This is a genomic window from Brevibacillus sp. 1238, from assembly GCF_029892995.1.
GTDB classification, from domain to species: domain Bacteria; phylum Bacillota; class Bacilli; order Brevibacillales; family Brevibacillaceae; genus Brevibacillus; species Brevibacillus parabrevis.
In genome coordinates this window covers 1-22,664 of the sequence record NZ_JARXWC010000015.1, presented here as the reverse complement: position 1 = coordinate 22,664, position 22,664 = coordinate 1, and the positions used below count along the sequence as shown (strand labels likewise).

Here is a 22,664-nt window from a genome sequence, read left to right as displayed (position 1 = left end):
AATGAAACGCTTTTTCACGCTGTTCCTGTCCGTGCTGACCGTTCTGGCTGCGGCATGCTCCAACCAGAATGACCAGGGGATGGAGGCTGCTTCCGGCGCCCCTGTGGACGCCGCATTTACGCTGGAACCAACGGAGCCTGTAGCTGGAGGCACGATTACGTTTTCGGTCAAGGTGACCCAGGAAGGAAAGCCGGTAGATGATGCGCGCGAAGTATCGTTTGAATGGTGGAAGGATGGCCAGGAAAAGCATGAGACGATCCCGGCAAAGCTCGTAGCCGACGGCGTTTATACGGCGCAGCAGACGATCAGCGAGCCTGGCTCCTACTTTGTCTACTATCACGTCACCGCCCGCGACTTCCACAACATGCGCAAAACACCGTTTACGGTAAAAGCGGTAGACAGCAACTCCCCTGCTGGCGTTAACACGTCGGAGCAGACAGCAACAGGACACGAGCATCACGGCCAAGCCGCTTCCGGTGAAGCGCATGCGCCAAGCGGAGTCGATTTTCACCTCATGCCGCCAGACGAGCTTGCAGCGCAGTCAGAGGCAGCGATGCTCGTTCACCTGATGAAAGACAACCAGCCGTTCTCAGGCGGCACGGTCAAATTCGAATTTTGGACGGGAAATGAGGCCAAGCACAGCTTCGTCGATGCCAAAGAAAGCAGTGCTGGGCAGTACGAAGGCAAGCTGACCTTTCCCGCTGCTGGCGACTACACCGTGAAAGTCCATCTGGAAAAAGGCGATATTCACGACCATAAAGATTTTGCGGTCACCGTCAAGTAACAGCGCGCTGCCCTGCCTGCGGCAAACCGCAAACAAAAACGGCCATTCCCTGAACGCGGGAAGGCCGTTTTGTTTTGATCAGCATGTAAAGTAAGCAATCCGATCCAGTTCCAAACCGTAGTATTCCCAGCGGTTTTGTCTCCAGCGATAGCCAGTCACGGATGTACGGCCGATGAAAACAGGGTAAAACCAGAAGGAACGGCCATTTTTCAGCCAAATATACGTATAGCGATATAAGCAGGGATAGAAGCCGCCCGGTTCAATTCGCCTTGTTCCCCCATACCCTCGCGATCCCGGTGAGCTGGGCGTCCTGCCTGGGGGTGGACCTGGTGGTGGCGGAGGAAAGCCTCCAGATGAACCTCCGGGTGGCGGCGGCGGCGGTGGATAACCTCCTGGGGGATACTGATATGACATGACGTTTCACCTCCTACAAGTCTCCCTATAAGAGATGCAGCAAACGCACAGATGGACTGTGCGTTTGCCCGCGGTCATTCACCTATTTTTTCCGCTACTGCCTCTGCCTGCTTGTGTCGCGCTCATGAAAAAAGACGGTGCAATCGCACCGTCGCTAACTGTATTAATAAGGCCGTCCACCCATAATGAAGCGGTATTCCCAATGCGTATTTTTGAAGTCGGTCACTTTCACTCCGCCGGATTCTTTCGAAAACGTATGCAGCAGCTTGTTGTCGCCCATGTAGATGCCTACGTGGGTAATGCTCTGCTTCGGCACATTGATTCCTTTGTAATCGGATTCCTTGTAGCCTTTATACGCCATGAAGAAAACGAGGTCGCCTTTTTTCAGCTTGTTGATATCCGTGGTGTACGTGCCATTTTTTTTCACAAAGTCGGCTTGCGAACGCGCTCCCCCATTGCCCATGTCGATATCGGCACCATCGCGGTACGCCCACATCGTAAATTCGGAGCAATCCATCGTCTTTTTGTTGGAACGGGTCGAGCTGTATTCATAAGGTGTGCCCAAATATTTTTTGCCTGCCGCAATCACGTTATCTGCGATCTCGCCAGAGTTGGAGCCTTCCTCCTGGCCTGGGTCCGGAGTCGGGGTCGTGCCTGTCCCGTTGTCCAAAACGGCAATTCGGCGCGCACCTACCAACTTTTTCGTATAATCGCTGACGTTTTTCAAAACGACTGCGTCTTCGCCCTGCGAAGAGTATATGTACTGGTCATTTCCGATATAGATGCCCATGAAGCTCGGCTTTCCTTTCCCATTCGAGGAAAAGAACAGCAAGTCTCCTGGCTCGATTTTGTCGGCAGAGACGGCCTCTCCCGCCTTGTACAACTCATCAATCGTGTCGTCGATGGTCAGCCCGGCTTTTTTGTACACATAAGTGGCCAAGCCTGCTGAACCGAATGAGTTGGGTCCTACTGCCCCGTACTTATAGTCCTTGCCGAGCAACGATTGTGTCAGCTTGACAATTTCCTCCGCTTTCACAGAAGATTGTGAATCCACAGTCTTAGCTGCTGCCTGTCCACCTTCCGCGAACAGAAGCAGGGATGTACTTAGCATGACGGCGACAGTCGACTTTTGCAACCAATCTCGTTTCGTCATTCGTTCTCCTCCTGGCTGTGTTTTTCCCAACAGATTGGGTACAAACCCACTTTACTGGAAAAAGCGTATGTGTATAAGTCTGTAAATCTTTCCAATTGAGGATTTGATTACATAGTCGGATGACCATAGCCCTAGCTTTTGCCCGCTTCGGAATCACTCGCCCCTCTCTTCGCTCTCACGGCAAAAAGGCCCTTGTCCGCTTTTGGGACAAACGCCTGCCCGGTTTTGTTTGGTTACGCCTGCTTTCGATTCGGCAGCTTTCTGCGCGGGAGTTTGCTGCCCGCTGTCACCTTGCGCAAAAACTCCACCGTTTCTCCCATTTTCAGCTTGTGGGAGCCTTTGACCAGTATGGTAGTGTCCGGTTTCACGCGTTTGGCGAGACTGCGGTGCAAGACTTCCTTGTTTGCGCAATGCATCACCCGCTCTGCCGGAAAGCCTGCGCGAATGGCTGCACGCGCGATATGGCGGGCACTGCTGCCGAACGTATACAAGTAGTCTACATTTTTGCTGCTCAAATACTGCCCGACTTCTTCATGTCCCTGTACTTCGTATTTGCCCATCTCCAGCATGCTCGCCAAAACAGCTACTTTTGTACCGTGTTCAGACTGGCTGAGGACGTCGATTGCCGCCTTGGCTGCATCCGGGTTGGAGCTGTACGTGTCGTCGAGAACTTGCACGTTGTTGTTCAGGCGATAGCAGACCAGTCGTTTTTTTTGCGGCTGAAATTGGCGCAATCCTTGCCGGATATCCGCGAGCGGTATGCCGAGCGTGTGCGCCACGGCGATCGCTGCCAAAGCATTGTACACGTTATGTCCTCCCAGCGTCGGGATGAAAAACGCCTCGCTTTGCTGTCCGATCTGGCAGACAAAAGAGATTCCGTCTGCCTCCATCACGATGTGCTCCGCCCGATAATCAGCTTCCTGCTCGATCCCGAACGTGACGAATCTGCCAGCAAAGCTTCCTCTGAAAGGCTGCCCGGCAAATCGGCGGGAGTAAGGACAGTCCCGATTGATAAACACGGTTCCTGTCGGCTTCATGTTGCGAATCAGCTCCGATTTTGCCATCGCGAGGCGCCCTGCCTTGCCTTCAAAGTTGCCAATGTGCGCCGTGCCAATATTCGTAATCACGCCCATGTTCGGTTGAATGATCCGGCAATGCTGTTGAATGTGCCCGCTTCGCAAGATTCCAAACTCAAGCACAGCCGCCTCGTGCTCGTCCCGCAAGCGTTTGACATGCGCTCGCGTATTGCCGAGAAAATTTTTGTTGTACATCGACCGATACGTGGACATACGTCTATTCAAGATCGCGAAGATCATTTCTTTTGTCGTTGTTTTTCCCGCGCTCCCTGTGACTGCGATCACTGGCTTGTTCAGAATCAGCGTTTTTTGCGGCCTGGTTTTTCCTGCCTTTTTCTTCACTGACAATCCCCCCTCTGCCTCCCTCTCCCAATCAGCTTTCCTATTGTATGAGCGGCTGAGACAGCCTGTATAGACCGTCATCTATGAAAACGTTCCGCTTCTATCCAAAACAAGCAGGCAACTTTTGGAATAGAGTAGATGGGAGAGGTGAAGCCAATGAACAAGAAAGTCACGATCGCCGCAGTAGGCGATATTCTCATGTGGAAGAATCAAGTGGCTTGCGCCAAGCTGGCTTCAGCCGATCAATATTCCTTTGCCGATATGTTCGCCCCTGTTGCTCCGCTTTTGACAGGTGCCGATCTGACCATTGGCAATCTGGAGACGACCTTTTCCGGAAAGAGTCAACCTTATCAGATCGGCTCGGCGCGCACAGGCTACCCCAGATTCAATTGTCCTGACGAGCTGGCGCGCGATCTCAAACAAGTCGGCTTCGACCTTTTGACGACCGTAAACAACCACTGTCTGGACGGAGGGCCAAACGGACTTTTCCGCACACTGGACGTGCTGGATCGCCACAAGCTCGCTCACACAGGCACGTACCGCTCCTTGCAAGACTCGACCGTCCCTTTGATCCAGGAAGTAAACGGAATCCGCATCGCTGTGCTCGCCTACACGTACGGCACGAACAAGCAGGTCATTCCCGAGCACATGCCGTGGCTGGTCAATCTCATCATGCGCGATGCCATTTTGCGCGACATCGCTTCCGTTCGCCCTCTCGTCGACCTCGTGATCGTCTCGCTGCACTTCGGCGTGGAGTTCCGCTACACTCCGACCGCCAATCAGCGACTGCTCGTACAAAGCTTGCTCGACCACGGAGCAGATGTCATTCTCGGCGCGCATCCTCACGTCTTGCAGCCTGTCGTCGCACCGACCGCCACTCTGGCAACTGGAGAGAAAAAACGCACACTGGTCGCCTACTCGCTGGGGAATTTCACTTCGGAAAAAATGCTCAGCTTCGATCAATCGCAAATCGGTGCCATTCTGCGCTTTTCTGTAGAAAAGGAGGCAGAGGGTCGGGTATCCATCGGGCGAATATCCGTCATTCCCACCTATTGCCAACGTTACACGTATGGCGGGCGCGTCCGTTTTCGCGTCGTTCCCATACGCTCCTATTTGAGGCGTCCCGACATCCACCTCCCGCTCATGCAGCGAAAAAAACTGCGCCTGATGTGGGACCGCGCTGTTCGCATCATCGGCCGGAAGCCAGGCATTTTGATCGAGTAGGAGGGAGCGTTTCGTCCTTGCTCCCTCTGTTTTTTTATAGCTTTGATAGCATGGAAAAATGGAACAAGAGCAAATTATTCGGAAGAGACATCCGAACGCTCTGAGCTGAATCTATAGCCAAGGAAGACGTCATACCAGCAATGGGCTGACCAATAGTCATGTGCGGGTATGCCCGTTTTGCCAGCCGACTGGAATACAATCGGGTTCGCTCGTCCGTGTCCAAAAGCTGCTAGTTCTTTCTTCCCACCATGAAAAAAGGGGTGCGACTGCCAATGGCAATCACACCCTTTTCTATTTGCGTTCGATTACAGCACGCACTTTTGATAGCCTGCCGCCGTCTGCTCGGAGGCCCCCTCGTCTGCTTTGCTCGGCTCTGTCGCCAACACTTGTTTCAAAATCTGGGTGGCCCGCTCCAAATCCAGACCTTTGACCAGCGCAATTTCGCTGCTTATCAGCTGTTGGGCATTATCGAGCATCAGCTTGTCGCTCGTTCCCAATATTTTCCCTTTGCTGATCACCCATAAATCCCGAACCACTTCCGCGTGCTCATGAATATCGCCACGCTTCATTTTTTCCGTGTTCAGCTTGAATCGCTGTGCCGCATTCAGCGCGGAGTCAGGGCTCCTTTCTTGCATCGCTGCCAACACATTGTCCAAAATGTCGGCATCTACAATCATCCGAATCCCCAGCGCGGACATCTTTTCAACGGGGACCATGATATTTAACTCTCTTTGCAGCATATGGAGCACATAATAGAGGTGCTTCTCACCCAGAAACTCTTTTTCCTCCATGGCGTCAATTACGCCTGCCCCGTGCATCGGGTAAAAAATCTTGTCTCCAACCTGAAACATACGTCCACCTCCTACAATGCGATCTTCTCCATTATAACACAGTTATTGATTTTAAAATTTTTAATTTTATCATGCACATTTATTTTAAGTCAACATCTTCTTTTGGATAAAAATACATAAACTTTTGTGAACAAGCCAGACAGACGAAAAAGCCAGGGACGGTCTACCGACTCACGTCGCTTTCGACCATTCCTGGCTCTTTTTTTGCCCGCCCCATTTGAACACGAGCATGCCAACGATCACAACCAGTACACCGCTTAGCTGCTTCCATGTAAAAGGAACTTGGGTCAGCCCCATCCATCCCAACGAATCCCACAGCAGGGCAAAGCTGAGCTGCGAGGTCAACGCGATGGAGACGGCAAGCGTCGGGCCCAGCAGGCGGATTCCTTGTACCAGGCAAGTGACCACTCCCACCCCGATCAGCCCGCTAAACCAGTACCACGGCTGCATGTTGCGCCATTCCCACAGCTTTTCCCCCTCAAACAAAAGGCCGCACACGAGCGAGGCCAAAAACCCCATCCCCAGCACCAAAGTCGTCGTCGTCCACGACCCAGCCCGCTCGTTGACCTTGCTGTTGAAAACATTTTGCAAGCTGACCAGTGAGCCGGCCACGATCGCGAGAACAAGTCCTGCAAGCATCGTATTCCTCCTCCTACGCGTATAAATGCGGATTGGCTACTTTTTGCAAGCCTTGTCTGTCTTTGATCAACAAATGCGTCTTCTCGCGCTCGACCAATCCAGCTTGACGAAACTGCTGAAGAACGCGATTCACGTGGCGAGAACTCGTGCCGATCAGATTGGCTGCGTCGGACAGGCTCGCCGAGCTTACTTGTCCTCTGAGGCTAGAATCCCCGTCCTCAAAGCACACCGACAACAAATAACTCGCCAGTCGCACTTCTACCGGGTACAGCAAGTTGAAGCTTAAATCGTTCGACTTGACGGTAAATTTTTTCGTAATAATCTCCAGCAAAAAGTGTAAAAACGGCGCATGATTGCTCGCGTATTTTCTCAGGAAACGGAAAGGCACGGCAAGCAGCACAGACGGTGCTACCGCCTCAACGGTGTTCATTGTCTCCATTTCCCGCACGTATTCAATATCCCCGATCACCTCAAGCGGCGTCTTGAACGACAGGATCAGCGTCTTGCCTTCCTGCGAGTTTGTAAATATTTTCAGCTTCCCGCTCACCAGCACATAAAGCGTGTCCGCGCTCGCTCCCTGGGAACAGATAAGCTCTCCTCGCTCCAAATAGCAAAGCGTCATATGCGCCTGCAGCTCCTCGGGGAAAACCGTTTCCAACTGATACGCCTGCAAATAATGGTTTTGCTCTTCACGATCTTGCGTTACTCGCATGACTGGCTCTTCCCCCGCTTTCTGCTCTCTATCCGCTTGATGATCCGATCAAGCTTTTAGTATGACCACTCCTGCGATCATCAAGCCGATTCCGACCACGTGCGGCCACGTTACCTGCTGTTTCTTCACTCCAAACCAGCCCTTGCTGTCGATGAGAAACGTCAACCCAAGCTGTGCTATCAGCAGCGTCGAAATCGTCAGCGTCACTCCGATCTGTTGGATCGCAAAGACATTGCCGAAAATAATGACGGCGGCAAAAGCACCGCCAAACCGATACAGCGGCTTCACTTGCCGCAGTGCCTGCCAGTTTGCCCTTCGGCTGGCGAGCAGCACGAAAAGAGCGGCGACAAAGCCCGTCAACTGAGTCAATGTCGCGGCTTGCCACGTTCCGATGTCGTAGCTGATCCGGGCGTTTGCCACTCCTTGCAAAGTGAGGAATGCCCCTGCGAAAAATGCAAAAAGGATGCCTTTCAATTCCCTCTCCCCCATTCCCTCCTTCATTAAAAAACAGATGCAGGCTTGCAGGGAAGGACATATGTCCTGAAAAAGAAAGAACCCTCGGATTGATCCTGAAGGCTGTCGATGTTGGTTTAGGAAAAGCGGTTGAGAGGGCCGAACTTGCCGCTGCATTTCCCTTTTGATCGGTTACTGCTCCCGATTCCCGTTCCCGGTTTGAACGTCACTTGCAACTTGCAGCTTACAGTTCGTCCCCTGCTGGATACGAGCGGATTGCAGCTCGCCACGGGCTTGTTATCCAACTCCTCACGGGCGTTTTCGCCTAATTTTTAGCATTTTCACCAAAAACCCGTTACTTTTTTCCTGTTCATACGACATACTCAATGTATGCCATTTGTAAAAACATAGGAGGAAGTATGAACAGGAAAAAGACCATCTTGGCACATGGCTTGGCCCTCGCGCTGAAGTCGCGGCAACACCTGGCTTTGCCGCAGCTGGACACAACTGCTTTGCCCGCATTTTGAACCATAGTTTTGCGCACAACACTCAGGAGGAGATTCTTATTTCTACACGTAAACGGTTGTTCATGTATATTGTTTTTCTGATCATTGCGGTGTTCATGCTCGATGTTATTCTGTACTGCGAGCAGCTGTTGAAAGAAGAGGCGGCGCTTACTTTCGAACGCTTGCCGTTTCTCTTGTTCACCACTTTATACCCTGTTCTCATCGGGCTGGTTTTTGCCCTGCCGACCTTTATCCAAACATGCGTGACAAAAGGAAGCTGGACATTCGATTGGCTGCCTTTTACCGTGCTCGGCATTCCTGCTCTTCTCATCGATCTGATTTTTCTCGTTTACTTCTATCCCGTAGGAATAGATGTGCCGCTGTCTTTCTTCGCTGAATACGGAAGCCAGGCTTCGATTATTTGCGGTCTGGCGTTTGGCTATCTTGCTTTGTCTTGCTGGAAAAAGAAAGCGGCGGCGGCTGTTTTGTCTCTGTAGACAGTGTTTCGTCAGAATCGCTTCGGTTCAAGAGTCTATGAATCGAAGCGATTCCGCTCTTCCTTATCCCCTGGAGCAAAGGAGACGAAACATGAACCGTCTGGATTTGATCTCGTATGTTTTTCCTAACAAGCATGCTGCTGAAAAAGAATGGTGCTCCTACTTTTCCCAATTGCTAAAAGAGGTTCCCCACTTCCGAGAAGCTGACCAGCTCCGTCCTTTGTTTTCCGGCTCGGCAATGCCGGCAACAGATTTTCGCACGGGAGATGCAGCATTTCCCGCCATCGTGTTTCATTCGCCAAAAGCGTTTAAGCTGAAAGTGGCAGATTTGCTTATTTCCGATCGCAAATCTGCGGGTATCGAGCTGGCAAGTTTGAACAGTTTGCACGCGGAGCTACCCCAGACGCAGGAACAGTCTGCTGGCATCGACATTTCCCAGCTGTATCATCAACTGAAAGGCAGGCTGACAGGAGTCGATCATACGGGAGTCAACATCCCCGTTACGCTCATGCCACGTCCAGAATGGGATAAGTTCCTCGCCACGCTTTCCACCGTTTGCAACTTGTACCGCTACCCGGATGAAGACTGGCCGTTCATTATCCCGGCGGAAGCGGAGGAACATGCGACAAACATCACGGATTTCTCGGTGAAACGAACGCCGAAGTTCGAACTGGTCTACGATTCGTATACCGCCAAGCCGCTTTTTCAGTTTGCCCTGGAAACAAATATATCGCGCGAAGAAATGGAGGCGCTATTTCCCGCCCCCAACGGATTTGCCATACCGGGACTGGAAGAGATTTTTCGCTGCGTCGCCATCAAAAGCCCGTGGGATCATGGGCTGGGCTTCCGCTTTGATTTGTACTACAAAGCGGAAGGAAAGGGGCTGTCCGATTGGGAGACGGGCGAATGGCTCATAAAAAACGGCGGAAGAATCCGCGGGTAAGATTTTGGCAGACCAGAGGGTTGGGCTTCTGGTCTGTTTGCTTTGTGTGGTAATGCTTGCCGTTTTCAGCCAGTAGGGTACGTTGCATTGAAAACATATGAATTGTTTTTTCGTTGAAAGCACAAAAGTGGACAGCCGTCCACCAATGCGGATCACGAATATTTACAGATCACTCCACGTCTAGAGAACCGTTATAGACGGCCTTCCTGTTTAAAATCTTTGACTAATTTCCGCAGCAGGCTCCCCATCCCACTCCCTATTAGGGATGTCATCAGATTAACGATGAGAAATGAAACAGTCCAGGATAGTTCCAGATATTTTATAAATAAAACTCCTGCTATCGCATTGGCGAATAACAAAACTAACAAATGCAGCTTCGGCCACACAAAACGTAAAAAGCCGCTGAGAATTATCGATAGCAGGTGAAATACGATCATTTTCGAGCCGATTATTATGAAAAATTCCATGTAACCACCTCTTTGCTCTCTAGCTCTCGCTTACCTGACTGGCAAATCATCTCATTTTCCTTTCCAATGCGCGTATTTTCTTCATTGCCTCTTCATCCGCGGTGGCAGAGTAATACTTACCGTTTATTTCCACAATCAAATAATTGATTGCATACTGTTTACTGTCAAGTGGAACAATCACGACAGCATCCTCGTAAGACCCTAATAGATTGTTGGAAGTATAGGCATCATACTCGCTCATTTCCCCTGTTATTTGAATCGTAGGAAGCAGATCATCGAATAGGGCGTCGATCTCCGTCAGTGCCGCTGGAGCCCACTCCACTACAGCAGAGCTACTCTGAAAATCTACCAAGTCTTTCTCCCCATGCAAAATGTCGTGTTGTGCCTGGAACGGGATGTTTTTCTGGTCAGAATTGCAAGCGGTTAAAATCAAAAAACAAACGAATACGAGCTTTTTCACTTTATACCTCCTCCCCTTTTACAAATCCAGCTTACAATATTCCCCCAAAAACCGCCAAATCTTGATCGATTCCAGCCTGAACAACACAGCGTCCGCCACTTCGCCAGTCGCTGCCATGAGTACGTCAATCAGCGTAATTTCGTTCCCCTCTTTATCTGTCCCGGTTTTGTCAGCCTACGCAGGTGCATTAGGACTTCGATTTAAATGTCTTATTCGCTGCATCGTTACCATTCGTTGGAAGTCATCTCCCAATCTTTCATGAAAAATCTTTAACAGAACTTCCATACTCACAAACTTATGACATTTTATTCATAAAATAAAACTGTATACGATTGGAAAAATATGGTACATTCAAACAGATGTTACCGATAGGAGAGGCAGGGGAATCACTATGTTCAAAAACAGTGTTTTTTCAGCATTAGGCGTAGCGTTATTTGCTACCATCCTGACATCCCAGGTTCAAGCCGCAGAAGTAAGCTTGCCGGCAAACGATGGCAAAAGTGCACCAACTACCGTTCGTTGGCAGGCAGACTCCTCATTTGCTGCTAAAGCGAAAGGATGGAGTTCCGAGGAGAAATGGATCAAAAAATCTTCTGCTGTCCCGCAAGGTTGGGTCGTCATTCGCGAAGATCTCGGTTCAAAACTGATCAAAAATACAGCAGGCGCGCCCTTTGGCGCGGAATTGCGAGTCAGCAAATACTCTCCCGTTCCGGTAGGATGGGTCGTTTTGCGAGATGAACTGGCTGGCAGGACGATCAAATGTACAACAGGGGCTTCTTATCGTCAGGAGTTCACTGTGACCAAGTTCTCTCCGATTCCAACCGGCTGGGTTGTCCTGCGCGAGAACTATGACAGCAAAACAATCATGAATGCCAACGGCGCTCCTTATGGAACCGTACTGCTTGTGAGCAAATATTCACCGATTCCGGCAGGATGGGTTTACAATGGCCAACAGGTTACTGGCATGTACATTAAAAACATGAATAAATAGAAAACAATTCTGATCAAGCATATCAGTGAAAAAGAACTGATGGATCAAGTATTACTGGCCATCCGTTCTTTTTTTATCTTTCTATCTATCTGCGATCTGTAGTCTTTTTAGAAGGTGACTAATTCTCTGCAAAAAAGCCAATGATGCCGGAAATTCCGAAAGTAAAACTGCAAAGAGAGATTTGCTCAGTTGCCAAAAGATGTTGCAAAGATGAAGGACAGGCTTGCGTTATTGGCGGCTGGAGAGCGAGGAAGATGAAAGACAACCGTGCTTAGGCGAATCGAACGAACAAGCGAAGGTGCCTGATTCGATTATCTCTTAGCTTTGGTAAAAAAGCACCGCTCCAAAAGCGCCCACTCCCCTCCACTCCAAACAAAAATACCCGCAAGCCGGACACCTTTCTCCCTGTGTCCAGCTTGCGGGCGAACGCACCTATTTGCTTTCCCCGCTCGACAATCCATTCAGCGATTTTGCGTCTGCTTCGTCCGGTAAAACTCATTGAACAGCTTCATCAGCGCCCGCTTCTCGATGCGGGATACGTATGAGCGAGAAATCCCCAACTCGCGGGCAATTTCGCGCTGTGTCTTTTCTTTGTCCTGATCCAGACCAAACCTGCCGATGATGACTTCTTTTTCGCGCTCATCGAGAATATGGATGTGCTGATAAATCTTGTTTGATTCCAGTTTGAGCTGCACAGCATCGACCACTTCGTCGGTTTCTGTGCCGAGCACGTCGATCAGCGTAATTTCGTTCCCTTCTTTATCGGTCCCAATCGGATCGTGCAGGGAAACGTCTTTTTTCGTTTTTTTCAGGCTTCGCAAATGCATCAGGATTTCATTTTCAATACAACGCGCTGCATACGTAGCCAGCTTGGTGCCCTTTTCCACCTGGTAGCTCTCGATTGCCTTGATGAGGCCGATCGTGCCGATGGAAATCAGGTCTTCACTGTCTTCTCCGGTGTTTTCGAATTTCTTCACAATATGCGCCACCAGCCGCAAATTGTGCTCGATCAGCTTGTTGCGGGCATACGGGTCGCCTTTTGCCATGAGGCGGAGGTACTTTTCTTCTTCCGTATCCTGAAGAGGCTGGGGAAACGCATTGTTCTTGACATAAGCAACAAACATAACCAGTTCTTTAAACACAAGGGAAAGCGCCGCAATGATGCTGGACATGGCTGCCACCTCCACGTCTATATAGCTTACTCCTATCCTTATGTGGGCGAATACCCAGATGTGCAAGTACCACCCGAAAACAGCTGTTGTATGTTGCGGGGCTTGCTTCTGCTCTCCAGCCTGTGTGCTTCAGGACGTCGTGATCTGGATGAATTGCAAAATGATCGGGGCGCCCTGCGCAGGCACTTCGCTCAAAACCAAAACTCCGGGCTGAACCAAGTAGCTATTGGGAGGCTGCAAAATGCCATTGATAAACAAGTTGACGATGGACACGGTTTGCTGCCCGATAATCCCTGAAGTGCTGAGCTGCGGCGTGGCGTCAGCATCTGTATACATATTTTTTTGTCCGTCTGAAAACGTCGTGTATTGGTAGATCGTGGTCGAAAGCAAGCCAGGAGTGCACGGACAAGGAGGACAGGTTGGGCACGGCTGACCGGGGAAAATGTCCGGGCAGCCATAGGGCGGCATGACTTGCGAACGCACATTGACCGTATAAATTCGCTGCCCTCCGCTTCGCTGTATGTTTCTATGCTGCAAAACGATTCACTCCTCTCTTGCGCTGGAATGGGATTACCCCAGGCATGTACAATCGCCTGGGGCCTCCCTTGCACTTGGTTGTTCTTTTAGTTGACGACAAACTCAACCAAGACAGATACACCATCGTTTTCAGCGTCTCCGTCAGGAATCGTCAGCGTGGATGTGGTGACAGTAGACGTGCCTCCTGGCTGCAAAACACCGTTGATATAGAGGTTGTAGTAGGCAAAAGTGGATGGGAATGCTGTCGCAGCAGTACCCGCGTCCGTGCTGAATGCTGTGGCCGCAATCGCAAAAGTCGCTCCTGTGCCTGTTCCTGCTCCAATTGTCGAGTTGAAGCGCAGAGACGTCATGAATGGTTTGATGATTGGCATGTACACCAACTCCTCGTGAAAAGTAGTAAGGATGAACCTTACATTACATATCAAATGAAGGAATCGGCTTTCCCGAAACGGACAAACATCATTTGGGAGAAAGCATATTTTCTTGGTGGCTCCCACTGCCTTTATGCTAGAAATCTATCCTTGTCTGATAGCAAAGCCGTGCTCCAACCTGCCAACCTGGATGGAAAATGATTATGCAGCGTCTCGTCAACAACTACTGACGGAGTAATCAAAAAAAGCGTCCACTTCCCGCGGACGCCTTTCCCTTTCAAGCCTCATATTCAATTTTCGCCAGCAGCTTCACTCGCTCATGCTCTGCCTCTGGTTCGCCCGCGAGTGAAAACAGCTCTTCATTAACCGTGCCGTAAGCCGTTTGTTGCCCGTACAACAGCAGCACGGTCGGGTAGCCAGTCAATTCCTCGGAAAACGCAGCTGGCAGCTTCTCGGCAAAAATTTCCCCATCCGAAACGCACTCCTGTCGCAAATACTCCAAAAAATCTGCTCGCTCCTCTGCCTTCGCCACGGCGTGTACTTCAAAAAAGTCTTCATCTACCCATGTGAGTCCTGTCGCTTTCATAAATTCCGATGGATACATGTCTCCATCTTCCGTATATACTGGCTCCAGAAAAGCTTGCAGCTCATCCTCTGTTTGCAAGTCTGTTCCCCACACCACCACGACATGCTTCATGGACACCTCATCTCCTTTTCTTACTGACTCATCGGTTTAGCGTGCATGCTCACCATAGGCAGCACGAATGCGCTCGACCCGCTCCCGTTCCTTGCGCAAAACGGCCTTCTCCGCTGCCAAGTCCAATAAGCTGCCCAGCTTTGTCCAATCCGGCTCGCCTGTTGGAACATCCCCCTTGTCCAGCATCCGCCCCCAAGCCATGAGCGCAATCTGGCGCTGTGCCTCACTGCCTGCCAGCCAATGTGCGAGATCATGCCATTCGGGAGCAGACACGGCAAACAGCTTGTCCCATCCTTCGAGCGGGTACGCCGCATATGCTTCCATCCAGGCGATGACTTCCCTGGCACGAAAATGCTTGAGGCGGCCATAGGCTGTATAGCCGCTCATCGTCTCGCTGTTCGCCTCGTTGTCCAGCTCGGCCAGCACCAGCGGCAAGCCTTCCTCTTTTGGCAGGCAAACCGCTGACAAGTACGCCCGCTGGACATCTGAAACAAGCTTTTCCTGCCCAGCTGATTCCCACAGCGAGCGAACCCAATTCGCCGCCTTCATCCCCAACGTTTCAACCAGCAGTTGGCACCATGGCTCTTTTGCAGCAAAGTTCGGCGCCTGGCTGATTTTCGCCACCCAAGCCTGCTGGACGACTTTTGCGTCATACTGATCGAACGCTTTTCGCACACGCTCGTCGTCTGCGCCATGCAAGGCAGCGTACTCGACGAGCTGCGCAAAATCGGTTGCTGCGGTTTCCAGCGTCAGCTCCCGGTACGTTTGCAGCCATTTTTTCCAGCGAACCGCATTTTCCCCATGCACATCGAGTCCATCTGCGCCAGCAAAAGGCTCGTAGTTCCACACTTCCGCTCCAATACAGCCCAGCTCGGTCACCCGCTCGACAAACGCTGTGAAGCTGTGCCCGAGCAAAATATATTCGTCTGTCTCATGCCCCCAGGCGTAAACAGGCGGATCGTCCGCGCATGCTCGCAAATCCAAGAGCAACATGTCGCCATTGCCGCCGACGTGGAAGCAAAGGTACTGTCGCTCGTCGGCGCTTTCGTCGTCGTGACCGAAATAAGGCCACTCCAAACTGTCCAGGCTCCAGCCGATATCCCCGCCGAGGGAAAATGGCTCGACGGTCCTAGTAGGAAGCGACCAGTATATTTGAACTTCGCTTGTCCCTTCCAGAAAAAGACGTCGAAGCGCAAGCGGCAGACTGATCCCCAGTCGCTGCTCTGCTTCGTCCACTTGCCACGGCTGCGCAGGATCAGCGATGATCAGCGGCCAGGTGTGCGCGCCCTGCCTGTCCATATCCGCGATCAGCGCTCTCCACGCAGAAACCCATTTTTCTATTTGTTGGCGCATAGCTACAGCGCTCCTTCCACTCTGCTCGTTTATCACAATCCTTCTTTTTTCATTGTTGCGAATATAGCTCGCGACTTTCAACCTTCTAAAGAACCATTTTTATCCAACATATACACCAAAACACCGCTTCTGCGTTCACGCTGGGCTAACGTTTACGTAAAAGTCCCTCCCCCCAGCCGACACCACAAAAAAACGCCTCTCCCGGACCTGTCATCGCTGGCCCGAGAGAAACGTTTGTCGCTACACCGTCACTAATACGCTTTTTACCATATGGCGGAATTGATGTCCGCTCACCGTCACATTCCCGTCCTGACGATAGCCCATTGATTCGTAGAGTTGACGGGCACGCGGGTTTTCCTCGTCTACCAAAAGGGCGATGCGGTCGTGTTTGCGCCGGATTGCCTCTTCTTCGAATGCCGAAAGCAGCATTTTTCCGATTCCTTTGCCGCGCTGATCGGCCCGAACGGCGACCGAGTCCAAATAAAATTCGTCGTCGCGCGCTTCCTTCACCAGCGTGGGCGCAACTCCTGTCCGCTTTTGAACATACTCGACAAACGGGCGATCCAGCTGCTCCGTCTGACTGCCGTGGTAGAAAAGCGCTACGCCGACCGGCACGCCTTCACGCATGGCGATAACCGCATTTTCATAGCTGAGCCGATTGCCTTTTTGGGCAAAAAACTGCTCCAGCAGCAAGAGCGCTTCTTCCTGCTCTGTCGCTCCGGTCAATGTGTGGGCGATGTCGCCAATCGCTTCATAAATCAGCGGTGCCGCAAAAGCTGCATCTTGAGGTTCCGCTTTACGTATCATGTTACTCTCTCCCTGCATGTAAGCGTCCACCCGTCATCTCTAATCGGAAAATCGTCCGTGGACACGTTTTTTTGTTGCCTGTACGATCATGCTTCCGCTTTATTGTGTCACACTTTACACCCAAGGTCGAGCAACCGGGACATCCGTCACAAATTGGCAACAAAGAAACCGCTCTCATAAACGAGAGCGGTCGCAGTCGCATCAAAGCGGCTCTATCCAATCATCTTTTCGATCGTCAGCTTGCGCTCGTAGCGCAAATCGAGAAACTCCCCGCTGCGCCGCACCAATGGCCGCATCGGCTCGTCCTGGTGAATCAGGATCACTTCGACTTCTTCGCCGCTGCTCAGGCGCGCTCTCGCTCCGACGTACAGCAAGGCAATGTAACGCACGAACACAGAGACTATTTCAATACTCAACAGCCCGTTGCAAGCTTCTTTCCATAAAAGCTGCGCCGCTTCGAAAGGCGAGGTGCGGCCTTTGTACACCCGATCCGAGCAGATGGCGTCAAACATGTCGGCAACCGCCAACACTTGGCAGTCCAAAGGAATCTCATGGCCTTTGCGCTGCTCAGGGTAGCCGGAGCCATCCAGTCGCTCATGATGAAGCAGGGCGCACAAGGCAAGCCGCTCTGATCCGCCTTCCATCTCCTTGATCATTTCGTAGCCGTATGTCGTATGTTTTTTCATAATCGCGAACTCTTCGTCTGTCAGCTTGCCCGGCTTTAACAAAATTTCTGTCGGGATGCGCATTTTCCCCACATCATGCAAGAAGCCAGCCGTTCCCATAAACGTCACCTGCTGCTCGTCCCATTTCAGCAAACGGGCAATTAGCGAACAGAGAATGCCTACGTTCAACGAATGTCGATATGTATAACTGTCCGCCCCTTCCAGGACGTAAAGGGAGCGAAAAAGCCCCAAATCCTTCGTGGACTTTTCCAGTACATTCTCAAAAACTTGCGAAAACTGATCCAAGCTGGCTACTTTCCCCTGCTTGAGCTGATCGAAAATCAACCTCGTCTGATCCAAAGCCTGTACATAGGCGGCAACCGTTTCCCCGTCCGCCTCCAATTGGAATAATTGCGTAGTGACATGCTCTCCAGTTCCCTCTGACCATGTTCGCACGATGTTGACTTCCCGTACGCGCTGTTTCAGGAGAATGTGCACATGTGCAGCTGTTATGGTCGTATTCTTCCCCAGCAGCAGTACACCGCTATCCGAGTAAAGGTCATCTGCTAGTTCTTGCCCAATCAGAGTGTGATCAACGGGGGCCGTAGGCATACAATCAACCTTTCCAGTCATGTCTTTTTCTAAATTATAGAAAGGAAGGAGGAGAGTTACAATCTTTTTTTCGACAATTGCCATGATTTCCTGAGCGGGACCTTCTGCCGCCTGCGCACATACGATATAGAGCGAATGCTAGCGGTGAACTCAAGGAGGGACCTCGTTTCATGACAACACTGTACATCACGCCAAAGGCATGGAGGCAGATCGAGCAGGCTGTACGAAAAAAACCCTCGGTGGAAACAGGAGGGGTAATGATGGGGTATCCGCTCGGTGATGAAAAGTGGGTCGTGACATTTGCCAGCGACCCTGGGCCACGAGCGATTCACCAGCCCAATTCGATCTTTTTCGACGATGACTATCTCAAACGGCTCGTTCGCAAAATGAGCAGAAACAGCCAGTCGCAATACATCGGGGATTGGCACAGCCACACGATCAAGCGCCTGTCTCCAAGCAAAGGAGACAAACGGACGATCTGGACAAAAGCTTCGCAATCCATGTACATGTCTTCCTCGCCGCTCATGCTGATTGTCGGGCTGGGCAAGCGCAACCAGCTTCAGGCGCGCGGCTTCATTCTCGGGAATACGCTCCAGGAAGTCGGGAAGATCGAGCTGTATAATCGGCAAGTTCATCGACCGCACGCCGAAAAAGCTCCAGTGCCTGGTTCTTCCCCCAGCTTGGCTGGTTCTCTGATACCACACAGATCGCAAAGCGCGGTTGTTCCAAAGGAGCGTAACCGACGAACCAAAGGTGATTTTTGGCATCGGTTGTACTCCCTGTCTGCGCGGTCCCGCTCTTCCCGGCCACCTGCCAGGAAGAGTTCAGCAGCATCTGGCCGGTCCCATCTGTGACGACCTTGCGCATCATTTTTCGCAGCTTGCTGGCTGTCACGTAGTCGATGCCGTCGGCCGCAAGCTTTTGCTCCGGAAACGAGTAAAAAGACTGACCGTTCCGGTAGGCGATTTCCTTGACCAGACGCGCCTGCGCGGGTTCACCTCCGCGCAGGATCGTCACCATCAAATTCGCTGCCTGCAACGGCGTTATCCGCACATCGCGCTGGCCGATGGCGCTTTGGATCAGCACGCCTTCGTCATTGTGGGACACGCCCTCGGCAAATACACGCCCGCTTTCTTCGCCGTCGAGCTGCTTGAAACCATCGAGCTTGAACAAGTGGGCCGTGGCGTGCCCAACCTCTGTCGTCAAGCCCAGCCGGCGGGCGTATTCTGCAAGCTTTTCCCCGCCGACCCTTTTCGCAACCTCGGCAAAAGCGATATTGCACGACTGCGCATACGCCTCTTCCAACGTGACGCTGCCGTGCCCCTCTTTTTTCCAGCAAGAAAAATGGTACTTGCCATACTCTCCGCTGCATGTAAACCGATCGGTCGGGGAAACGACGCCCTCTGCCAGAGCGGCGGCAGCGACTACCGTCTTGAAGACGGAACCTGGCGGCAACTGTTTGAACGCTCTGTTTTTCCACTCTGTCGCAAGCCCGCTCACATTCGTCTGGTCGTAGGCCGGGCGACTGACAGCCGCGATGATATCGGCATTTTGCGCATCGAGGACAATCAAGCTGCCTTCCCGAAGCCCGACCTGCTCAGCCGCTGCTTCCATGCGCCGCTGAATGTCCACATCGAGCGTAGTGGACAACGACAGCGGATAGTATTGATTGCTTGGCTTCGTATAGCGAATATCCAGACCACGCAGCGGCTTTCCTTGACCGTCCACATAGTAGGACAAGACAGATGGCTCCACGCCTTGCAAAAAGCGGTCGAAGCTCCGCTCCAGACCAGACGCGCCCACGGTCGATTCGGCGTTCATTTTGCCGTTTGCCCATTCATCGGGATACAGGGACTCGACCATGCCGGGGTTTTTATGAATAAAGCCGATGAGGTGCTTCGCTACTTCTTCCGTGCGATAGCGCTCTGTCACCGCCAGCGCCACCACGCCCGGTATCGCCAGCGCGTTGATCTCCTCTGCCTGCTGTTTGGTTAGCTCGATCAGCTTGCCTGCGTCATTGCGCAAAAGCTGCGGCACCTTCGCCTGCTCCATCGCCCGCGACAATCGCTCACTCGGCTGTCCGGTGATCTTCGCCAGTCTGACAAGCCCATCTGTGCCTTCCATGCTCCCACGAGCGAGCGGAAACAAGATCAGCGCCAAATGCTCCACGCCCGTGAACGCATAGCCTCCCCGATCCAAAATATCTCCGCGCCCGCTGTGCAGCACGATACTTTGCTGCCGCTGCTTCACCGAGGCTTTCACCAAGTCGATCCCGCGTCTGGAAAAGCGGTGAGGCGCTCCGAGCTGTATCCACCACAGACGGGCGATCAGCCCCAGCCAGACAAGCGACATCACCATCAGCACCAAAAAATGCCGTCTTTTGATTCGGCGATCCAGTTGCATGAAGCTTCCCCTCCTCGCCCTTTTCTTCCCAGTATTGCCAGAATAGCCGGGCGAAAAACGATCCGGTGCGAAAACTCGACACTCCAAGCGGCTTGTGCTGATGGTGCATTTGTTCCACAAAAATTCTAAGCACACTACCGTTTTCTCGTGCCCAATGTTTAAGGCTAGCATCATTTTCATTGGCAAATATCCAATTCATTACACGTGATAGGCAGCATTTCGGTTCGTGAACCAAATGAAAGATGGTTTTATTTAAATGAAAATATAAAGTGTTTAAAACTCAAATAATGTAAAAAAATGAAATTTTATCAATTAATATGAAATGAGGTTTTTCAACCTAAAAAATGTGATAATTTACCATTATCATACAAAGGAGGTAAGAACTAATGAAGAAACTAGGAGCGTCACTTTTGGTCGCAGCACTATTAGCTACCACAGTAACTACATTCTCAATTCCGGCAACGTCAACATTGGCAGCACAAAAACACAGCCCAGAGATACAGCAATATCTCGAGTCTAATGATGCACTCAAGGAAAGTGAAAGATTTAGAGAGGAAATAGGCTTGTCCTCCAATACTAAAAACTTAAAAGCATTGTCCAAAGACTCTCAAAATTTCTCAGAAAAATATGGGGTATTTCTCACGAAAAAAGAGGAAAAAGAGCTAGATGCAAGGCTAGAGGAACAAAAAAAGCTCATTCCGCCAATCAAGGACTTCATTGCAGAAAATCTGCAAGAAGAATTTGCTAGCATGTATATTGATCAAAAACTAGGGGGCATAGTTCGTATTGGATTTAAAACTGGATCTGAAGAAAAGGTCAAAAAATTTGAGGAAGAACTGAAGAACCTTTATTCAAAAGACATGCTTGAGTTATACTACACAGATTATACTGAACAGCAACTGGATGAAATTGCAGAGTCTGTATCCGAAAAAAGGGATGTATTAGCACAGCGGGGACTGGATATTTCTTCTGTCAGTGTTAATATTCCTGAACAAAAAATTGATATTGGAGTAAAGAAAAAGACTGCTGCTTCCAGAAGTCTTCTTTTAGATTCAGTCATTGTTAGTGATTTAGATCTAGGCGTTGATGGCAATCTCATTAATATATTTGAAGAAGATGTGCATGAAGTTCAAGCTAGCCCATCCAGTAAATTCAGGCCAATTCAAGCCGGTTTAAGGATTACTAATGTGGAGACGGGTGGTAACTGCACATCTGCATTCTCTGCTCAAATTGGAACAGATTCTTATGTGCTTACTGCTGGTCATTGTGTCGAGTCTACTGGAGATAAATTCTCTCAAGGCGGGGAGAGATTTGGTAGAGTTGAGGATTATAACTTCGGGGGAAATGTTGATGCTGCAATCATTAAGTTAGATGAAGGATCTGATGACGCCACTTATTATCTTTTTGGTAACGATAAGTCAAAATTAAATAACATTGATGAGGTTCAAAAAACAAAAAATGAAACAGTTGGAGATGCCGTATGCATTTCTGGTGCTACAACAAGAAGCGTCAAATGCGGGACATTAGAATCAAAGAATTGGAGTGGCTACCTAACCACCAGTGACGGTAAAGTTTACTTTACAGGCTTGAGACAAGCGTCATATTCAAGCCAGAGTGGGGATAGTGGCGCTCCAATCTTTCTAGGGGGTACAGCTATAGGCATTCATAACGCAGGGGATGGTATTTACACTCATATAACTAGAGCTGTTAATCATTTTGATATTGATGACATCTATATTGGAGACTAAGATATTTTTTATACGAGGGAGAATAGGTAAAATGAATAAATATCTAAAGTTCATTACCTTGTCTACCATGGTTCTCTTAACAGTAGGTTGCTCAGAGGAAAAACCTAAAAATGAACATAAAGGACTAACGGGATTTGTCATTGAGGCGAACTATGAAAAAAGAGCGCTACTTGTTGCAGAAAGTGACAAAACATCTGCTACAGAAGGAAAATATGGTGTTGAATGGTATTCGTTAAATGACGATGCTATTCTGCTTGATAGTAAGAATAGTAAGATTTTGTTTACAGATATTGAAGTGGGTTCAGAGGTAGAAACATGGTCAACTTCACCTTCGCTAGAGTCATATCCAGCTAAAACAGACTTGAGTAAGCTAGTAGTTGCAGATGATGTGAAGCACCCTAATTCTGATATGTCACAAAAGAAAGCCATTCAAGCGGCTTTAAATTTTGCAAAAAATCTTTCTGACAAACCAGCAACACTAATCGTGCAAAAGATAGAAATGAAAAAAACTGAATGGCTCATTCATATATATAATTTTGATTTAGGGAAGAGTTATGAATTAAGAGTTAATCCAGAGACTGCTGAAGTCTCTTAAGCCCCAAACTGCAATTGAGTCACCCCCTTATCTTGCTAAATTAAAATCAGAAGAACAACTTATTGAATAAAAACATCCCGCTCCACTTTTGATAGTGGGGACTGACCCCCGTCCGTAGGACAGGGATCAAAACACCTTAGCTATTTAAGCAGCCAGTTGCCGAAATTGAATCGGTGACTGGTTGTTTAGTTT

The 22,664-nt window shown here is 50.3% G+C and carries 22 protein-coding genes and 1 pseudogene; 8 read left to right on the top strand and 15 right to left on the bottom strand.

Features of this window, described 5'->3' with window-relative positions:
• The first annotated feature begins 1 nt into the window (after position 1).
• Positions 2 to 784 carry a FixH family protein gene (locus M2298_RS24105; RefSeq protein ID WP_280649194.1) on the top strand — a complete coding sequence of 261 codons (783 nt, stop codon included), beginning with the start codon at positions 2 to 4 and terminating at the stop codon, positions 782 to 784.
• Positions 785 to 1,361: 577 nt separating this feature from the next.
• On the opposite strand, the gene M2298_RS24100 is transcribed toward M2298_RS24105, so the two are convergent.
• Together M2298_RS24100 and M2298_RS24095 are read right to left on the bottom strand one after the other, a co-directional pair.
• Positions 1,362 to 2,351: a C40 family peptidase gene (locus tag M2298_RS24100; protein WP_122964159.1), complete on the bottom strand. Its 990-nt coding sequence runs from the start codon at positions 2,349 to 2,351 to the stop codon at positions 1,362 to 1,364.
• 233 nt (positions 2,352 to 2,584) lie between these two features.
• Positions 2,585 to 3,775, bottom strand: coding sequence for a UDP-N-acetylmuramoyl-tripeptide--D-alanyl-D-alanine ligase (locus tag M2298_RS24095; RefSeq protein WP_254223384.1), 1,191 nt, complete (start codon positions 3,773 to 3,775; stop codon positions 2,585 to 2,587).
• Positions 3,776 to 3,925: 150 nt separating this feature from the next.
• Here M2298_RS24095 and M2298_RS24090 point away from each other — a divergent pair, with 150 nt between their 5' ends.
• Positions 3,926 to 4,993: a CapA family protein gene (locus tag M2298_RS24090; protein WP_274875162.1), complete on the top strand. Its 1,068-nt coding sequence runs from the start codon at positions 3,926 to 3,928 to the stop codon at positions 4,991 to 4,993.
• 305 nt (positions 4,994 to 5,298) lie between these two features.
• Here M2298_RS24090 and M2298_RS24085 read toward each other — a convergent pair whose 3' ends face one another.
• From M2298_RS24085 to M2298_RS24070, 4 genes are all read right to left on the bottom strand, one after another.
• A complete protein-coding gene (locus M2298_RS24085; protein WP_122964162.1) occupies positions 5,299 to 5,844 on the bottom strand; it encodes a CarD family transcriptional regulator in 546 nt (181 codons plus the stop codon).
• 171 nt (positions 5,845 to 6,015) lie between these two features.
• Complete coding sequence (locus M2298_RS24080) at positions 6,016 to 6,483, bottom strand: DMT family transporter (protein ID WP_122964163.1); 468 nt, start codon at positions 6,481 to 6,483, stop codon at positions 6,016 to 6,018.
• Positions 6,484 to 6,496: 13 nt separating this feature from the next.
• Positions 6,497 to 7,195, bottom strand: coding sequence for a Crp/Fnr family transcriptional regulator (locus tag M2298_RS24075; RefSeq protein WP_122964164.1), 699 nt, complete (start codon positions 7,193 to 7,195; stop codon positions 6,497 to 6,499).
• A 48-nt stretch (positions 7,196 to 7,243) separates the two neighbouring features.
• On the bottom strand, positions 7,244 to 7,669 hold the full coding sequence (locus M2298_RS24070; RefSeq protein ID WP_122964298.1) for a DMT family transporter: 426 nt from the start codon (positions 7,667 to 7,669) through the stop codon (positions 7,244 to 7,246).
• A gap of 568 nt (positions 7,670 to 8,237) precedes the next feature.
• On the opposite strand from M2298_RS24070, the gene M2298_RS24065 reads away from it, so the two are divergent.
• The gene (locus tag M2298_RS24065) at positions 8,238 to 8,651 is read left to right on the top strand and encodes a hypothetical protein (protein WP_173598603.1); all 414 of its coding nucleotides are present in this window, start codon (positions 8,238 to 8,240) and stop codon (positions 8,649 to 8,651) included.
• Positions 8,652 to 8,742: 91 nt separating this feature from the next.
• On the top strand, positions 8,743 to 9,594 hold the full coding sequence (locus tag M2298_RS24060) for a hypothetical protein (protein WP_280649193.1): 852 nt from the start codon (positions 8,743 to 8,745) through the stop codon (positions 9,592 to 9,594).
• Between the two features lie 513 nt (positions 9,595 to 10,107).
• Here M2298_RS24060 and M2298_RS24055 read toward each other — a convergent pair.
• Positions 10,108 to 10,521, bottom strand: a complete 414-nt coding sequence (locus M2298_RS24055; protein WP_280649192.1) for a hypothetical protein — start codon at positions 10,519 to 10,521, stop codon at positions 10,108 to 10,110.
• A 391-nt stretch (positions 10,522 to 10,912) separates the two neighbouring features.
• Between M2298_RS24055 and M2298_RS24050 the strand changes: the two genes are divergently transcribed.
• The gene (locus M2298_RS24050) at positions 10,913 to 11,512 is read left to right on the top strand and encodes a hypothetical protein (protein ID WP_280649191.1); all 600 of its coding nucleotides are present in this window, start codon (positions 10,913 to 10,915) and stop codon (positions 11,510 to 11,512) included.
• Positions 11,513 to 11,973: 461 nt separating this feature from the next.
• Here the strand turns inward: M2298_RS24050 and sigK are convergent, their stop codons facing one another.
• The 7 genes from sigK to M2298_RS24015 form a co-directional block, all read right to left on the bottom strand.
• Positions 11,974 to 12,684, bottom strand: coding sequence for an RNA polymerase sporulation sigma factor SigK (sigK, locus tag M2298_RS24045; protein WP_122964168.1), 711 nt, complete (start codon positions 12,682 to 12,684; stop codon positions 11,974 to 11,976).
• 129 nt (positions 12,685 to 12,813) lie between these two features.
• On the bottom strand, positions 12,814 to 13,221 hold the full coding sequence (locus M2298_RS24040) for a DUF4183 domain-containing protein (protein WP_280649190.1): 408 nt from the start codon (positions 13,219 to 13,221) through the stop codon (positions 12,814 to 12,816).
• A gap of 86 nt (positions 13,222 to 13,307) precedes the next feature.
• Entirely contained in the window at positions 13,308 to 13,592 is a 285-nt protein-coding gene (locus M2298_RS24035; RefSeq protein WP_122964170.1) for a DUF4183 domain-containing protein, read from the bottom strand.
• Between the two features lie 277 nt (positions 13,593 to 13,869).
• The gene (locus tag M2298_RS24030; protein WP_122964171.1) at positions 13,870 to 14,289 is read right to left on the bottom strand and encodes an immunity 22 family protein; all 420 of its coding nucleotides are present in this window, start codon (positions 14,287 to 14,289) and stop codon (positions 13,870 to 13,872) included.
• Between the two features lie 36 nt (positions 14,290 to 14,325).
• Positions 14,326 to 15,642, bottom strand: a complete 1,317-nt coding sequence (locus M2298_RS24025; RefSeq protein WP_122964172.1) for an SMI1/KNR4 family protein — start codon at positions 15,640 to 15,642, stop codon at positions 14,326 to 14,328.
• A 240-nt stretch (positions 15,643 to 15,882) separates the two neighbouring features.
• Positions 15,883 to 16,449 (bottom strand): GNAT family N-acetyltransferase, encoded by a 567-nt coding sequence (locus tag M2298_RS24020; RefSeq protein WP_122964173.1) that lies wholly within the window; start codon positions 16,447 to 16,449, stop codon positions 15,883 to 15,885.
• 212 nt (positions 16,450 to 16,661) lie between these two features.
• Positions 16,662 to 17,726 carry an HD-GYP domain-containing protein gene (locus M2298_RS24015; RefSeq protein ID WP_122964174.1) on the bottom strand — a complete coding sequence of 355 codons (1,065 nt, stop codon included), beginning with the start codon at positions 17,724 to 17,726 and terminating at the stop codon, positions 16,662 to 16,664.
• A gap of 170 nt (positions 17,727 to 17,896) precedes the next feature.
• Here M2298_RS24015 and M2298_RS24010 point away from each other — a divergent pair.
• A pseudogene (locus M2298_RS24010) lies at positions 17,897 to 18,208 on the top strand (Mov34/MPN/PAD-1 family protein); the annotation flags it as partial.
• 91 nt (positions 18,209 to 18,299) lie between these two features.
• Here the strand turns inward: M2298_RS24010 and M2298_RS24005 are convergent.
• The gene (locus tag M2298_RS24005) at positions 18,300 to 20,129 is read right to left on the bottom strand and encodes a peptidoglycan D,D-transpeptidase FtsI family protein (RefSeq protein WP_280649189.1); all 1,830 of its coding nucleotides are present in this window, start codon (positions 20,127 to 20,129) and stop codon (positions 18,300 to 18,302) included.
• Between the two features lie 386 nt (positions 20,130 to 20,515).
• On the opposite strand from M2298_RS24005, the gene M2298_RS24000 reads away from it, so the two are divergent.
• Both M2298_RS24000 and M2298_RS23995 read left to right on the top strand, forming a co-directional pair.
• The gene (locus M2298_RS24000; RefSeq protein WP_280649188.1) at positions 20,516 to 21,877 is read left to right on the top strand and encodes a S1 family peptidase; all 1,362 of its coding nucleotides are present in this window, start codon (positions 20,516 to 20,518) and stop codon (positions 21,875 to 21,877) included.
• Positions 21,878 to 21,908: 31 nt separating this feature from the next.
• On the top strand, positions 21,909 to 22,472 hold the full coding sequence (locus M2298_RS23995) for a DUF3221 domain-containing protein (protein WP_167470282.1): 564 nt from the start codon (positions 21,909 to 21,911) through the stop codon (positions 22,470 to 22,472).
• The last annotated feature ends 192 nt before the right edge of the window (positions 22,473 to 22,664 follow it).

What these genes read in the sequence shown, in the direction of transcription:
- M2298_RS24105 (WP_280649194.1), top strand. Translation starts at nt 2, where the DNA reads ATGAAACGCTTTTTCACGCTGTTCCTGTCCGTGCTGACCGTTCTGGCT.
- M2298_RS24100 (WP_122964159.1), bottom strand. Translation starts at nt 2,351, where the DNA reads ATGACGAAACGAGATTGGTTGCAAAAGTCGACTGTCGCCGTCATGCTA.
- M2298_RS24090 (WP_274875162.1), top strand. Translation starts at nt 3,926, where the DNA reads ATGAACAAGAAAGTCACGATCGCCGCAGTAGGCGATATTCTCATGTGG.
- M2298_RS24085 (WP_122964162.1), bottom strand. Translation starts at nt 5,844, where the DNA reads ATGTTTCAGGTTGGAGACAAGATTTTTTACCCGATGCACGGGGCAGGC.
- M2298_RS24080 (WP_122964163.1), bottom strand. Translation starts at nt 6,483, where the DNA reads ATGCTTGCAGGACTTGTTCTCGCGATCGTGGCCGGCTCACTGGTCAGC.
- M2298_RS24075 (WP_122964164.1), bottom strand. Translation starts at nt 7,195, where the DNA reads ATGCGAGTAACGCAAGATCGTGAAGAGCAAAACCATTATTTGCAGGCG.
- M2298_RS24065 (WP_173598603.1), top strand. Translation starts at nt 8,238, where the DNA reads ATGTATATTGTTTTTCTGATCATTGCGGTGTTCATGCTCGATGTTATT.
- M2298_RS24060 (WP_280649193.1), top strand. Translation starts at nt 8,743, where the DNA reads ATGAACCGTCTGGATTTGATCTCGTATGTTTTTCCTAACAAGCATGCT.
- M2298_RS24050 (WP_280649191.1), top strand. Translation starts at nt 10,913, where the DNA reads ATGTTCAAAAACAGTGTTTTTTCAGCATTAGGCGTAGCGTTATTTGCT.
- sigK (WP_122964168.1), bottom strand. Translation starts at nt 12,684, where the DNA reads ATGTCCAGCATCATTGCGGCGCTTTCCCTTGTGTTTAAAGAACTGGTT.
- M2298_RS24035 (WP_122964170.1), bottom strand. Translation starts at nt 13,592, where the DNA reads ATGCCAATCATCAAACCATTCATGACGTCTCTGCGCTTCAACTCGACA.
- M2298_RS24030 (WP_122964171.1), bottom strand. Translation starts at nt 14,289, where the DNA reads ATGAAGCATGTCGTGGTGGTGTGGGGAACAGACTTGCAAACAGAGGAT.
- M2298_RS24025 (WP_122964172.1), bottom strand. Translation starts at nt 15,642, where the DNA reads ATGCGCCAACAAATAGAAAAATGGGTTTCTGCGTGGAGAGCGCTGATC.
- M2298_RS24020 (WP_122964173.1), bottom strand. Translation starts at nt 16,449, where the DNA reads ATGATACGTAAAGCGGAACCTCAAGATGCAGCTTTTGCGGCACCGCTG.
- M2298_RS24015 (WP_122964174.1), bottom strand. Translation starts at nt 17,726, where the DNA reads ATGCCTACGGCCCCCGTTGATCACACTCTGATTGGGCAAGAACTAGCA.
- M2298_RS24005 (WP_280649189.1), bottom strand. Translation starts at nt 20,129, where the DNA reads ATGCAACTGGATCGCCGAATCAAAAGACGGCATTTTTTGGTGCTGATG.
- M2298_RS24000 (WP_280649188.1), top strand. Translation starts at nt 20,516, where the DNA reads ATGAAGAAACTAGGAGCGTCACTTTTGGTCGCAGCACTATTAGCTACC.
- M2298_RS23995 (WP_167470282.1), top strand. Translation starts at nt 21,909, where the DNA reads ATGAATAAATATCTAAAGTTCATTACCTTGTCTACCATGGTTCTCTTA.